We start from the raw sequence: 13,656 nt of genomic DNA, 5'->3' as shown, positions 1-13,656 counted from the left end.
GACGACCGCTCAGACCACGACGCCGTTGGCCGGGGTGTCCTCGTTGCGGATGTAGACCAGCATGTCGCCGGTCTCGATCGCGACGGCGGCCTCCCCGCCCAGCGGCACCACCTTGCCGCGCCGGATCAGCGCCACGACGAGCGTGTCCAGCTCGCGCGGCTTGCGGCCGACCTCGGTGCGCTCCGCGGACCGCATCGCCAGCGCCATGCCCTGACCCGGGGTGAGCAGGTCCTCCACGACGTCGATCAGCGGCGGCGCGGTGGTGGTCAGGCCGAGCAGCCGGCCCGCGGTGGACGAGGACACGATGACGTGGTGGGCGCCGCTCTGCTTGAGCAGGGCGGCGTTCTCCTGTTCGCGGACCGCCGCGATGATCCGCACCTGCCCGCCGGTCAGCTGCCGCACGGTCAGGCTGATCAGGACCGACGCCTCGTCGGTGTCGGTGGCGATGATGACCGACTTGCAGCTCTTGACGTGGGCCTCGTTGAGCACGGCGGAACGGGTCGCGTTGCCCTCGATGGCGACGAGGCCGTCCGCGGCGGCATGCCGCAGGGCCACCTCGCGGTTCTCGACCACGACGATGCGGGACTTGTCCAGGCCGTTCTCCAGCAGGGCCGTGACGGCCGAGCGCCCCTTGGTGCCGTAGCCGCAGACGATCACGTGGTCTTTCACCTTGCGCCTCCACCTGCTGACCCGCAGGTTCTTCCGGTACTGCTCGGTGAGGACCTCAAGGGTCGTGCCGACCAGGATGATCAGGAACAGCACGCGGGCGGGCGTGATGATCAGGATGTTCGCCAGCCGGGCCGCCGGGGTGACCGGCGTGATGTCGCCGTAGCCGGTCGTGGAGAGCGACACCACCGCGTAGTAGAAGGAATCGAGCAGCGTGAGCCCGTCCTCGTTGATGTCGTGGTAGCCGGCGCGCCCGACGTACACCACCGCCGTGGTGATCAGGACAAGCGCCAACGCCGCGGCCGCCCGGATGCTGAGCGCGCGCAACGGCCCCTGGCGGACCAGGGGAAGGTGGATCACGGTACGCCCGCCTGCACACGATCACGATAACCGCCGTCCCGCTCGGGCAGGCGAGATGGCGGGCACCACGAAATTTCAGGACATCACAAACCGGGCCGGGCCGGAATACCCCGCGGTGCCTTCCGCGCGCTCCGGCATAAACCATTGACATGTTTGTATTAATTCTGCAATCTTCCGAACACTGAGGGTCACTGGCCCTCGCGAGGGCCGCCGCCGCTGGAGGTCCCCGATGATCCGGTCCGTTCGCCGTACCCTCGTCGTCGTCCTGTCCTCGCTGGCCCTGCTCGCACCGGCCGCCGCCGCGCACGCCGCGACCCCGGCCGACAAGCCCGCCGTCCTCTCCTCCTGGACCCAACCGACCACCGCCAGCACCAACGCCTGGAACGCCGCCCGCGTCGACCAGGCCCGCTGGTCCGACTACCACTTCGACTGGTCGACCGACTACTGCTCGTCGAGCCCCGACAACCCGCTCGGGTTCGACTTCACGCTCGCCTGCTGGCACCACGACTTCGGCTACCGCAACTACAAGGCGATCGGACAGTTCCCGGCCAACAAGGACCGGGTCGACTCGATGTTCTACGCCGACCTCAAGCGCAAGTGCGCCACCTACAGCGCCGCCCTGCAGCCGGCCTGCTACAGCCTCGCCTGGACGTACTACGAGGCCGTGCACATCTTCGGCTCACTCAACGCGGTGCAGCGCGCCGACCTCGAACGGGCGGCGCTGCTCAAGGCCCACGCGGGCTGAGCACCCACCCCCCGACCGCGGCCCGCTACCGGTTCCCCCCACCGGAAGCGGGCCGCCCCTTTTCGGCCCCTCAGTGCAGGGTCGGTGCGAAGCGGACCGAGCCCTGTTCCAGGTCGGGGTGCTCGACGGCCAGCGCCACCGCCACGATCCGGTCGAAACCCAGCTGCGCACCATCGGCGTACGCGGCGTCGAAAGCGCCGTCGCCCAGCGCCGTCCGCACCCTCGCCTGCTGCGCCGACCAGTACCCCCCGAACACCTCGGTCCGCCGCTCGCCGCGCACCGACTCGGCACCCCCGAACAGCACGGCCGCCGTGATGACATCGCCGCCGAGCGCGCACCGCACCGCGATCGCCGCGACCGCGTCCGCGGCCGCGCCCCGGAAGCCGTGCCGCAGCCGCGACCGCAGGGCGACCACGAGATGGTCGTGCGCGGCGACCAGGTCGCCCCGGCGCAGGGCCACCATGCCCAGGAGCCAGTCGACGGTACGGCGGCCCCGCTCACCCGGCCGGCCCGCCTCCGCCTGGCGCGCGGCCCCGAGCAGCTCGGCGGCCTCGTCCAGCGAGCCGGTGCGCCAGAGCAGCTCGGCGAGGGTCAGTACGGCCGGGAACGCCGCGCCGGGCAGATGGCAGCGCTCCGCGTGGGCGATCACCTCCCGGCACAGCCGTTCCGCCTCGGCGAAGCGCTCGTCACGCAGCAGGTTCACCCGGCGGCCGACCATCGCGCCGATGACCAGCACCGGAAGGTCGGCGGTGTGGGCGACCAGCTCGGCCCGGTGCAGGAACCGGGTCTGCTCGTCCTGGTCCTCGGCGAGCCCGGCATGCACCAGGTACGCCCCGGCCAGCTCCGCGGGGGTCACATCCTCCTCGGACAGCCGTCCGTACAGGCGGAACAGCAGGTCGCGGCCGTCGCGGGTGCCGCCGTACTCACGCCACCACGGGTCGAGCGCGGCGGCCAGGCGCAGCCCGGCCCGGACGCTGCCGTCGCCCGCCACCCAGCGCAGCGCGGCCTGCCACTCCCCCACGTACGGGGCGAGCTCCGTCAGGGACGCCGTGCGCGGCTCGCCGTCGACGTCCACCGCCATCGCGTCCAGCATGTGCAACGCCCAGCCGACGTGCCGCTCCCGCACCGCCCGTTCCTCGCCGGCGGCCGCGAGCCGGCGCATCGCGTACCCCCGGACCTGCTCTGGCATCCGGTAGCGCGGACCCGGCACCACCTCGATCAGGGAGGCGGTGGTGAGTTCCGACAGCGCGCCCAGGGCCTCGTCGTCGCACCACTCGACCGCCGCCAGCTCGACCGGCCCGGCAAAGACCGCCAGCCGCTCCAGGAGCCGGGCCGCCCGCTCCCCCAGCCGGCGGTACGACCAGTCCACGGTCCGGGTCAGGCTGTGGTGGCGTTCGGCCGCCTCGCAGACCCGCGGGTCGGCTCCGATGACACCGGTGGTGTCCTCGCGACCCGCGTCCAGGGCGGTGAGCGGATCGTCGAGCCGGCTGGCCAGTTGCGCCGCCGACAGCAGCTGGAGCCGCTGCGCAGCCAGCTCCAGGGCCAGCGGCAGCCCTTCCAGCCGGGACGCCACCCGGACCAGGTCCGCGTCCTCGCGTGGCGGCAGGCGCTGGCCGCCGCGCGCCGCCGCGGCCCGCTCACCGAGCAGGGTGAACGCGTCGGCCGGGGCCAGCGGCGGAATCCGCCAAGCCAGTTCACCGTGGACGCCCACGGGCTGACGGCCGGTCGCCAGCACGCCGAGCCCCGGGCAGCCGGCCAGCAGACGGCGGACGGCCGACCGGACCGCTGCGGGAGCCGCGTCGCAGGTGTCCACGAGCAGCAGCAGGCGGCGATGCGCGCAGCGGTCCACGACCGTCTCGATGAGACCCCGGCCCGGATCGGGACGCACCCCCAGAGCGCGGGCCATCGCCACCGGCAGGTCGTCGGTGCCACCGGCGACGTCGACCACCCAGACGCCGTCCGGATACCCCGGCAGTAGTTGCTCGGCGGCCGCCAGCGCCAGCCGCGACTTGCCCGCGCCACCGCCTCCCACGACCGTGACCAGGCGGTGCTTGCCGACCAGGGCGGTGAGTTCGGCCAGCTCCGCACGCCGCCCGACGAACGTGGTCAGCGGCGCGGGCAGGTTGTGGCGTGCCGCTCCCGGCGTGCGCGGGCGCGGGAAGCTGCGCTCCAGCCCCGGCGCCGCGACCTGGAAGATCCGTTCCGGGTCGTCGAACCCGCGCAGGTGATACAGACCCAGATCCAGCAGGTCGACGTCGTCCATCGGATGCGGCGCCGCAACCGCCGGGGACGGGGCGGTCGCCGCGAGCACTGTCGCCTCCGAGCAGAGCACCTGGCCGCCGTGCGCGGCCGCGGCGACCCGGGCGGCACGGTGCACCTCGGCGCTCGTGTACTCGCCGGCCACCGGGGTGGCCCGGCCGGTGTGCAGTCCGATGCGTACCCGGGGCATCGCGTCGGGGCCCGGCCAGCCGTACGCGGCCAGCGCCCGCTGCATCGCCACGCATGCCGCCACGGCCACCGCGGCGTTGTCGAAGGCCACGAAGAACGAGTCGCCCTCCGTGAACAGCTCCGCACCACCGAAGTCGTGCAGCACCGCGCGGATCACCTCGCGGTGCGCATGCAGGACGACCCCGTACGCCTCCGCGAGCATCCGCGCGAGCCGGGTCGAGCCCTCGATGTCGGTGAACATGAAGGTCACCAGCCCGCTTGGCAGCTCGGTCCGTCCCGACACGGTGAGAACCTCCGCCCCCTCCGGGATGTCACATGTCATGGTGCACGCGCCACGCTGACACGGCACATCGTAAAAACGATCGGTAACCATCGGACCCGCGATGACGGCCTCTTATGGGCGACACCCCGTCGAATCATCGACGGTTACGGGTGGCACTTCGCGTGACGTAACGAGGAGAACCGCTTCCGGTTGCGGCGAATCCGGTCGGCTCTGATCCGGGGCGACATTGAACACTCACGCAGGCGTACACCGTTCCCGCGGTCGTGGTTCATGCGGGCCGCGATACGCGCCGATCGTCCATTTTCGTCGTGGCCGCAACCGAACCGCGGGAGGTCTGTCCACGACGGACAGCCGGTCCGCAGGCGCCGCCGGCCCGGTTGTCGACCAGTCAGGATCACCCGGTCGAGCACCCGGCGTGGTGGCCGTGATCCAGTGACGGCGGACGGGCCGGACGCCTGTCCTGCGCCCCCCGCGTCAGCAGCCGCAGCCGCCTCCGCAGCAGCCCCCGCCACCGGCCGGCGCCGCGGGGGCCCCACCGCGCCCGGTCACGGCAATCGTGGACAGCAGCTTCACCGTGTCGGCGTGGCCCCGGGGGCAGGTGGTCGGGGCGGACGCCTCACGCATGGGGCGGGTCACCTCGAACGTGTCGCCGCAGGAGCGGCAGCGGTAGTCGTAGCGCGGCATCCGCACAGCGTATTGGGCGGGTGGGACATCCCGCTTCCCCCGTCCACAGCCTGTGTACGGGGCACCTCGGACGAGGCCACTGCCAGGTAGGGTCGTGGCGTGGGGGACGGGAAGAAGAAGCGATCGGGCACGCCGGAAGTCCGGCCGCCCGCGCCGCATCGGGGCGGGCCGCTGGGCAGCTCCGGTGCCGCGCCGACCGACCCCGTTCAGGGCGACACCGCGCGCGAGCCCGACGGCTCCGGCGGGGCCGCCAAGGGCTCGGCACCCGCCACGGCAGTCGGCGCCGCGCCCACAGACCCGGCCGTTTCCGTCAAAAGCGACAAGCCAGGCGCCGCCGCCGACGAGAAAGCGGAGAACGACAAGCCAGCCGCGAACACGAACGAGCCAGCCGGCGACAAGGACGCAACGATCGCAGCGCAGGACGAGCCAGCTGGGATCACGGACGGTCCAACCGCCAAGAAGAACGAACCGGCAGGCGAGGAGAACCGTCCATCCGCGAAGACAGAAGATCCTGTCGGCGACGCGGACCCGCCAACCGCGGAGAGCGGGGCGGACAAGTCGAAGGACGGCGGCGGCGATCCGCCCACGGCCGCCGCGGTGGCCGCCGAGTCGAAGGGACGCGCCACCCGCATCCTGCGTCACGCCAACCCGGTCCGGGCGGCCCGCGCCGCCGGACGCCGCACCTCGGCCTGGGCCCGGCGCCCCAGCGGCCGGCTCATCCTGCCCGCCGCCCTCGCCGCGCTGCTGATGGGTGCCGCCGGTACGGCCGGGGCGTACCTGGTGCCGAACGCCCTGCCCGCGGCACCGTCGCCGAGTGCCACCCCCGGATTCCCGCTGGACCAGGGCGGTGGCGCGGTGCCGCCCGTGAGCGTCCCGGGCAGCGCGGCCACGCTTCCCGGCAGCACCGGGCCGGCTGCCCCGGCGGTCACCGGAGCCCGGCCCGCCGACGCACTGGCGGGCTGGGCCCAGCAGGTCGGCACCCGGGTCGGCATCCCGGTGGTGGCCGTGCAGGCGTACGGGTACGCGGAGCTGGTGGTGGCCCGCACCACGCCCGGCTGCCACCTCAACTGGACGACGCTGGCCGCGATCGCCGAGGTCGAGTCGGCGCACGGCAGCGCGCACGGCGCGGTGCTCGGCGCGGACGGTTCGGTGCAGCCCCCGATCTACGGGCTGCCGCTGGACGGCAAGGGCGGCCGCCAGTTGGTCAAGGACACCGACCAGGGCGCGCTCGACGGCGACGCGACCTACGACCGGGCGATCGGGCCGCTGCAGTTCATCCCGGCAACGTGGAAGGAGAACGCGGTCGACGCCGACAACAGCGGGCTCGCCGATCCGAACGACATCGACGACGCGTCGCTGACCGCGGCGGTCTACCTGTGCCGCAACGGCCGGGACATGTCCAAGGCGGACGCGTGGTGGGATGCGATCCTGTCGTACAACGCGGTGCGGCCGTACGCGCAGAAGGTTTTCGACGCGGCGAACACGTACGGCCAACGAAGCCGCGTCTGATCGCGAATCTTGTCAACCGAGAGTGACGGACCACATACGAATGCATCCACGGGCCTTCCCTGAGGCTTCCCTTACCGGCAAGCTGTACGCGTGAGGGTGCGTGAGTGGGATCCCCGGGCCGCGTCGCCGGGGGAGATCCGATCGCTCGTGGAGACGCTGAACGCGGTGCTGGCCGCGGACCTCCCCGACGATCCACCGTGGCAGGACGTGCAGGTCAGGGAGTATCTGGCCGAGACGATGCCCGGTGAGCGCCGGATCTGCTGGGTGGCCGAGGACGACCGTCTCCCCGAGGGCGAGAGCCGGGTGTACGGCCACGTCAGCATCCTGCTGCTCGGCGACATCGGCGTCCTGGAGGTGCTGGTTCATCCGGCCCTGCGCCGCCGTGGCCTGGGGCGGCAACTCATCGGGGTCGCCGCGCGCCGCGCGTACCTGGAGGGTTTCTCGTCCATCGGGGTCGAGGTGATCGGCGACACCCCGGCCATCGCGTTCTACGAGTCCGTCGGCTTCGAACGGGAGTACGCGGAGACTCGCAGCGTCCTCACGCTCTCCAAGGTGGACTGGGAGGCGTTGGGCTCGATGGGCAGCGGCATCGCGCACGGCTACCGCATCGAGTACCACCCGGGCGGCCCGCCCGAGGAGCTGCTGGAGGCGTACGCGCAGGCCAAACAGGAGGCCCCGGACGACGACAACGACCTGGACCTGGCCCCCCGGTCGTCCGATCCGCAGCGGCTGCGCGACAGCCTGCAGACGCTGCACAAGCGCGGGCTGAAGCCGTACATCGTGCTGGCGGTGCACGAGGCGACCGGCGTCGTCGCGGGTCTCACCGAGGTGGTGGTCCCGGCGCAGCATCCGGAGCGGGCGGACCAGTACGACACCATCGTGGTCCGCGCCCACCGCGGGCACGGCATCGACCGGGCGATCAAGGCGCGCATGCTGTTCGAGCTGCGTTCCGCCGAGCCGGGGCTTCTGGAGGTGCAGACGTGGAACGCACGGCACAACGAATCGATGATCAAGGTTAACGCCGAGTTGGGCTTCCAGCTGGACCGTGACTGGTATGAATATGGCGCCGATGTTGCGCAACTGGTACAGACCTTGGAACCCACGGACTGACCTGGGGCTTTAGCGTCGGCTTACCCCTGTTCAGCTCCCCAGTGGAGGCTTCGTGCGCTACCAACGCATATTGCCCATAATCGCTGTTTCCATAGTCTCGGCGACCACCCTGCTCCCCGGCGTCGCCCACGCCGCCGACGAACCCCTGACCGTCGGCGCGGTGCAGGGCAGCACCACCACCAGCCCGCGCACCCAGCGCTCGCCGCTGGCGCCCCCGTCCGGCAACGGCACCAGCTCGGCCAAGTACCAGGTCCGCGGCGTGGTCACCCAGCTCGCGCTGTCGCACACCGACACCGGCACGAAGCAGTACGGCTTCTTCCTGCAGAGCCGCAAGGACGCCACCGACGGCGACCCGACCACCTCCGACGGCGTCTTCGTCTACACGTCGGCCTTCACCACCCTGATCGGCGGGTACACCCCCAAGGTCGGCGACGAGATCGTCGTCAAGGCGAAGGTGAGCGAGTACTTCAACCTCACCGAGCTGTCCAGCGCCGAGTACGTGAGCACGCTGGCGACCGGCCTGGACGTGGCCACCGAGGTGCAGGTCGACGACGCCACGCCGCCCGCCGACTCGGCGGCCGCGGACCTGTTCTGGGAGCGGCACGAGGGCATGCAGCTGCGCGTCCGCGATGGTTCCGGGATCACCTCCGGCACCAAGGTGTACGACAGCACCGACGACGCCGAGGTCTGGGCGATCGACCGCGACGACCCGCTGATGAAGCGCGACGACCCGTACGCGCGGCGGGTGTTCCGCGACGCGCACCCCCTCGACGACCAGCCCGGCACGGTCGACAACGGCAACGGCGACCGCATCCTGCTCGGCCCCATGGGTGTCAAGGCGACCGCGGGCGACGCGGACGCGGTGCTGCCCCCGGCGCGCACCTTCGACACCGTGAAGGGCGACGCGGTCGGCGGCGTCTACTACGCGTTCAGCAAGTACAGCATCCAGCCCGCGGCGGTCGCGTTCGCGCAGGGCCCCGACCCGGCGAAGAACAACCCGCCGAAGGCCGCCACGCGCAGCCGCGAGGTCGCGGTGGCCACGTTCAACGTGGAGAACCTGTACGACTTCCGCGACGACCCGTTCGACGGCTGCGACTTCACGGGGAATCCCGGCTGCACCGGGGTCAAGCCGCCGTTCGACTACGTCCCGGCGAGCGCCGAGGAGTACCAGAAGCGGCTCGGGGTGCTGGCCGGGCAGATCACCGACGACCTGCACAGCCCCGACCTGATCCTCGCTCAGGAGGCCGAGGACCAGGACATCTGTACGGTCACCGACGGCGCGCTGACCTGCGGCGACACCAACAACGCGGACGGCAAGCCGGACACCCTGCAGGAACTGGCGCTGACGATCAAGAACGCCGGCGGCCCCGCGTACGATGCGGCGTTCGACCGGACCGGCTCGGACGCCCGTGGCATCACCGCGGCGTTCCTGTACCGCACGGACCGGCTGTCGCTGGCCGCACCGGAAGCGGACGACGCCGTCCTCGGCACCACCCCGAAGGTCGTGTACCGCGGCGCCCCGCTGCCCGCCAACACCGACGTGTCGAACCCGAAGGCCCTGAACGCGGTGCTGCCCGCCGACGTGGACAAGTCCACGGGCGTGGACGGCGCCAACGTCTACACGCGTGCCCCGCAGGTCGGACTGTTCGACGTCAAGGCCGCGCCGGGCTCCGCCGAGCACTACCAGCTCTGGGCGATCAGCAACCACTATTCGTCCGGGCCGGACAGCCGGGTCGGGCAGCGCACAGAGCAGGCCGCGTACGGTGCGGCGCTGGTCACCGCGATCGCGGCGGCCCACCCGCACGCCCGCGTCGTGTACGGCGGTGACCTGAACGTCTTCCCCCGCCCCGACGACCCGGTCCCCGCCCACCCCGGCGACCAGCTCGGCCCGCTGTACGCGGCCGGCCTGCACAACCTGTGGGACGACCTGGTGGCGGACGTGCCGGCCGCGGCGTACTCGTACGACTTCGAGGGGTCGGCGCAGACGCTGGACAACGTCTTCGTCACCGACGCCCTGTACGCGGACCTGATCCAGATCCGGTCGGCGCACATCAACTCGGACTACTCCGGCCACGACCCGGACAACCCGAACCGGGGCGCCAGCGACCACGACCCGCAGGTGGTCCGGTTCCAGTCGCGACCGGCGCTGTCCGTGGCGGGCGCGCGGGTCACCGAGGGGGCCAAGGGCACGACCACGCAGCTGGTGTTCCCCGTGACGTTGTCGCGGCCGATGAGCCAGCCGCTGACCGTGTGCGCGATCGCGGCACCGCAGACCGCGTGGCCGGTGCTGGACTTCGACCCGTACATCGGCTGCCGGACCATCGCGGCGGGTGAGACGGCCGCGAGCTTCACGGTGACCGTGCGCGGTGATGACGTCCGTGAGCCCGACGAGAAGCTGACCCTGGCGATCGCGGGCCTGTCCACGTCGGTACGCCAGACCGGCCCGACCGCGACCGGCATCATCGTCAACGACGACTAGCTCGACGAACGGCACTCGGGCCCGGCGGTGAACAAGTCACCGCCGGGCCCGGCGCGTTTCTCCTACTGAGCGCCGAGCCCGGAACAGATGCTGGCCATGGTGATGCCGACCACCGAGCCACCGATGAGCACGCCGGTGCCGAACCAGCGGGAGGTGGGATGGATCAGCAGGCCCAGCACGGCCAGAGCGAAGAACGGCACCCAGGCGAACCACGGCGCGTCCAGGCCGACCAGGTGCGGCAGGTCGGACAGGGGGCTGAGCCCCGCGATGCACGGAGCGAAGAAGCCGGCCGCCGCGCCCGTGGCGACGCCGGCCCAGATCCGGCCCGACGTGGACAGGCCCGGTTGCACAGGGGACGCGACGATCAGAATCGGGGCCTCAGCGGCCTGCTGGTGCAGGGTCACCACGAAGCCCGCCGGATCCCGGGCGATCAGCAATCGGCCGTCCATTCCGGTGGCGTCGGTGATCTCGTAGCCGGTGCGCTGGCAGTGGAGGGCCACCGCGGCGAATGCCTGCTCCGGCGGGACGTTGACCGCTATTGCGCCGGCCCGGACCCGGTTGCCCGCCGTGGCCGGCGCCAGCATGGCCTCTTGTTTCAGCCGCGCCGGCGGCAGCGGGATGGCCATGACACCCGGGCAGTCGCGCAGCACCGCCGCCATCCGCTGTTCGACGCCGTGCATAGCCTCGGCATGACTCGGTGGCCGGTTCGGTGTCACCTGGGAAGAATGACCCATATAGTACGGACATAGTGGCTATATCTAGCAAGATGCAATTAGGTACTGTGCCGGTCGAGACACATGAGCTCTTCGTCGGACTCGGACTGGCCGTGGCGGGAGGCGTCTTCGCTGTCGAGACGCACCGGCGCGGACGGCATGACCCCCGGCTCTGGTACCTGGTCGCGGGTGCGCTGACCGGCGGCGCCGTCTTCGCCAGGATCGGCACCTGGCTGCAGCATCTCCGGCTCGGCGACAACGCCGGCCTCGCCCAGCAATGGCTGTACGGCAACCGCAGCATCCTGTCCGGGCTGTTCGGCGCGTACGCCGGGGTGCTCGTCGCCAAACGGCTCTGCGGCTACACCGCACACAGTGGTGACCTCTTCGCCCCGGCCGTCGCCGCCGGAATGGCGGTGGGCCGGATCGGCTGCCTGCTCACGGAGCTTCCGGGCACCCCGACGGGGAGCCGCTGGGGCATCACCCTGACCCCGGAGGCCGCGGCCCGCTTCCCGGGCGCGCGGGCCGGCGTGCCACTGCACCCCTCCTTCGCGTACGAAATCGTCTTTCATGTGCTGGCCCTGGGCGCCCTGGTGCTGCTGCGGGACCGCGTCACCCGGCCGGACGCGCTGTTCACGGGATACCTCGCCGGATACGCGATCTTCCGGTTCGGGGTCGAGTTCGTCCGCGGCAATCAGGTGGTGGCCGACGGGCTGACCCGGCCGCAGTGGTTCCTGCTGTGCTGCGCGCCGTTGCTGGCCTGGCGGGTCTGGCGGGTCTGGAAGGTGAGCGGAAAAGTGGAGGTCCGATGAGCACGCTCGGCATGCCGCTGCGCGGCGACCGCATCCATCGGTACGTCAACGCCTTCTGTCCGCGGTGCCACAACGAGGATCCTGAGCGCGACCTCGCCGAGGTGGCCCGGCTGTCGGGCCGGCTGGTCATCCGCGACGGCCGGGTCTGGCTGGAACGCGGCTGCCCCCGCCACGGCCTGATCAGCACCCTGTACGACGAGGACCCGGAGATCCTCGAATACCTGGAACAGTGGACCGCGCCCACCAAACAGCACCGGCCGGACCTGGCGGGCAACTTCACGCCGATCCCCGCGGGCTACCTCGACGGGCTGCCCGAGATGCAGACCCAGCACACCTGCATCCTGCTGACCGACCTGACCGACACGTGCAACCTGCGCTGCCCCACCTGTTTCGCCGACTCGTCACCGGCCGTGGAGTCGGTCGTACCGATGGCCGACATCCTGGCCAGTGTCGACACCCGGATCTCCCGGGAGAACGGGCGGCTCGACGTACTCATGCTCTCCGGGGGTGAACCCACCCTCCACCCGCAGCTGGGCGACCTGCTAGACGAGCTGGTGGCCCGGCCGGTGGTGCGCATCCTGCTCAACACCAACGGCCTGGCCGTCGCCCGCGACGACGCGCTGCTCGACCTGCTGGCCCGCCACCGGCACCGTCTGGAGGTCTACCTGCAGTACGACGGGGTCAGCGAACGGGCACACCGCCTGCACCGGGGCGCCGACCTGCGGCGGATCAAGGACCAGGCGATCGAACGGCTCAGCGAGCGGGGCATCTTCACCACCCTGACCATGACGGCCGCGCTCGGCGTCAACGAGGACCAGATCGGAGCCGTGCTCAAGCGAGCGCTCGACACCCCGTACGTGGGTGGGGTGTCGATCCAGCCGCAGTTCGGGTCCGGCCGTTCCGCGCCGATCGACTGGCGGGACCGGCTCACCCACACCGGCGTCCTGGCCCGGCTCGGCCCGCAGACCGGCGACCTGGTCACCTGGCGCGACCTCACCGCCCTGCCCTGCTCCCATCCGCACTGCTGCTCGGTGGGGTACCTGCTGCGCGACGACACCGGGCGGTGGCGCTCGCTGACCGCGCTGATCGGCACCCAGACGCTGCTGGAACTGCTGGAACTGTCGCCCGACCTGGTGGCCAACCGGATCGCCGACACCGACCTGCCCGTCAACCTGCGGCAAGCGGTCAAGGACTCCCTGCTGGGGCTGCTGTCCGAACAGTCGTCGCTGTCCCATCCCCGGATCGGGGAACTGTGGCGCGACATCTGCACCAACTGCGACCTGGGCATCGGCACGCTGGCCACGCTGGCGTCCTCGGCCCTGCCGGGCAGCCACGAGCGGCTGCGCCGGATGCTGGCCGACCGGGTCACACGGATCACCGTCAAGCCGTTCATGGACATGGCGACGATGGTCGAGGAACGGCTGACACAGTGCTGCATCCACGTCGCGACCCGGCGGGACCAGCGGGATCAGTGCGCGCCGTTCTGCGCCGTTCAGGCCTGGCCCCAGCTGGCCGCCCAGCGGCTGCCGCGGGCGGTGTCGCCGTGAGTGCCCCGCACGATCCACTTCGGTTGTGCGTGTACGCGACCGTGGCGGCACTGACCTGGCTGGCCGGGCCGGTCGCCGTGGTGGCGTTCGCGGTGCTGGCCTTCGCGGGTTACCTGCGGGCGCACCGGCAGGGGCTGCGCCGGTCCGCCTGCCTGCTACGGGACGTCCGCCTGGTGCTGGCCTACCTGGCGGTGCTGGCGGTGGCGGGCGCCGCCGGTGCGGTCATCCGGTGGACCTGACTGAACTGGTTTCGGAGCCCGCACGATGCGGATTCCATCGACGGAAGGCAGCGGCGACATCAAG

10 protein-coding genes and 1 pseudogene are annotated in these 13,656 nt (G+C 71.6%); 7 read left to right on the top strand and 4 right to left on the bottom strand.

Features of this window, described 5'->3' with window-relative positions; genetic code table 11:
• Window positions 1-9: 9 nt before the first annotated feature.
• Entirely contained in the window at window positions 10-1,026 is a 1,017-nt protein-coding gene (locus ACMCNN_RS02115) for a potassium channel family protein (protein ID WP_412744482.1), read from the bottom strand.
• Between the two features lie 229 nt (window positions 1,027-1,255).
• Between ACMCNN_RS02115 and ACMCNN_RS02110 the strand changes: the two genes are divergently transcribed.
• Window positions 1,256-1,771 (top strand): phospholipase, encoded by a 516-nt coding sequence (locus ACMCNN_RS02110; protein WP_412744481.1) that lies wholly within the window; start codon window positions 1,256-1,258, stop codon window positions 1,769-1,771.
• A 70-nt stretch (window positions 1,772-1,841) separates the two neighbouring features.
• On the opposite strand, the gene ACMCNN_RS02105 is transcribed toward ACMCNN_RS02110, so the two are convergent.
• Entirely contained in the window at window positions 1,842-4,502 is a 2,661-nt protein-coding gene (locus ACMCNN_RS02105) for an adenylate/guanylate cyclase domain-containing protein (protein ID WP_412744480.1), read from the bottom strand.
• Between the two features lie 474 nt (window positions 4,503-4,976).
• The gene (locus ACMCNN_RS02100) at window positions 4,977-5,186 is read right to left on the bottom strand and encodes an FmdB family zinc ribbon protein (RefSeq protein ID WP_412744479.1); all 210 of its coding nucleotides are present in this window, start codon (window positions 5,184-5,186) and stop codon (window positions 4,977-4,979) included.
• A 99-nt stretch (window positions 5,187-5,285) separates the two neighbouring features.
• On the opposite strand from ACMCNN_RS02100, the gene ACMCNN_RS02095 reads away from it, so the two are divergent.
• The 3 genes and pseudogenes from ACMCNN_RS02095 to ACMCNN_RS02085 all read left to right on the top strand — a co-directional run.
• On the top strand, window positions 5,286-6,695 hold the full coding sequence (locus tag ACMCNN_RS02095; RefSeq protein WP_412744478.1) for a lytic murein transglycosylase: 1,410 nt from the start codon (window positions 5,286-5,288) through the stop codon (window positions 6,693-6,695).
• Window positions 6,696-6,785: 90 nt separating this feature from the next.
• A complete protein-coding gene (locus tag ACMCNN_RS02090; protein WP_412744477.1) occupies window positions 6,786-7,805 on the top strand; it encodes an N-acetyltransferase family protein in 1,020 nt (339 codons plus the stop codon).
• 58 nt (window positions 7,806-7,863) lie between these two features.
• Window positions 7,864-10,284, top strand: a pseudogene (locus ACMCNN_RS02085) (endonuclease); the annotation flags it as partial.
• Between the two features lie 62 nt (window positions 10,285-10,346).
• Here ACMCNN_RS02085 and ACMCNN_RS02080 read toward each other — a convergent pair.
• On the bottom strand, window positions 10,347-10,964 hold the full coding sequence (locus tag ACMCNN_RS02080) for a hypothetical protein (protein WP_412744476.1): 618 nt from the start codon (window positions 10,962-10,964) through the stop codon (window positions 10,347-10,349).
• An 86-nt stretch (window positions 10,965-11,050) separates the two neighbouring features.
• Between ACMCNN_RS02080 and ACMCNN_RS02075 the strand changes: the two genes are divergently transcribed.
• Genes ACMCNN_RS02075 through ACMCNN_RS02065 form a run of 3 tightly spaced genes read left to right on the top strand, consistent with a single transcriptional unit; the run spans window position 11,051 to window position 13,592 of the window.
• Window positions 11,051-11,806 carry a prolipoprotein diacylglyceryl transferase gene (locus tag ACMCNN_RS02075; protein WP_412744475.1) on the top strand — a complete coding sequence of 252 codons (756 nt, stop codon included), beginning with the start codon at window positions 11,051-11,053 and terminating at the stop codon, window positions 11,804-11,806.
• The gene (locus ACMCNN_RS02070) at window positions 11,803-13,353 is read left to right on the top strand and encodes a radical SAM protein (protein ID WP_412744474.1); all 1,551 of its coding nucleotides are present in this window, start codon (window positions 11,803-11,805) and stop codon (window positions 13,351-13,353) included. Before ACMCNN_RS02075 ends, ACMCNN_RS02070 begins: the two co-directional genes overlap by 4 nt.
• On the top strand, window positions 13,350-13,592 hold the full coding sequence (locus ACMCNN_RS02065) for a hypothetical protein (protein ID WP_412744473.1): 243 nt from the start codon (window positions 13,350-13,352) through the stop codon (window positions 13,590-13,592). The genes ACMCNN_RS02070 and ACMCNN_RS02065 overlap by 4 nt, the downstream gene beginning before the upstream one ends.
• Window positions 13,593-13,656: the final 64 nt, after the last annotated feature.

The organism is Krasilnikovia sp. MM14-A1004 (genome assembly GCF_047159485.1).
Lineage (GTDB): Bacteria > Actinomycetota > Actinomycetes > Mycobacteriales > Micromonosporaceae > Actinoplanes.
Note: the sequence above shows the minus strand (reverse complement) of the source record. Positions and strands in the feature narration are given on the sequence as shown.

What these genes read in the sequence shown, in the direction of transcription:
- ACMCNN_RS02070 (WP_412744474.1), top strand. Translation starts at nt 11,803, where the DNA reads ATGAGCACGCTCGGCATGCCGCTGCGCGGCGACCGCATCCATCGGTAC.
- ACMCNN_RS02075 (WP_412744475.1), top strand. Translation starts at nt 11,051, where the DNA reads ATGCAATTAGGTACTGTGCCGGTCGAGACACATGAGCTCTTCGTCGGA.
- ACMCNN_RS02110 (WP_412744481.1), top strand. Translation starts at nt 1,256, where the DNA reads ATGATCCGGTCCGTTCGCCGTACCCTCGTCGTCGTCCTGTCCTCGCTG.
- ACMCNN_RS02100 (WP_412744479.1), bottom strand. Translation starts at nt 5,186, where the DNA reads ATGCCGCGCTACGACTACCGCTGCCGCTCCTGCGGCGACACGTTCGAG.
- ACMCNN_RS02080 (WP_412744476.1), bottom strand. Translation starts at nt 10,964, where the DNA reads ATGCACGGCGTCGAACAGCGGATGGCGGCGGTGCTGCGCGACTGCCCG.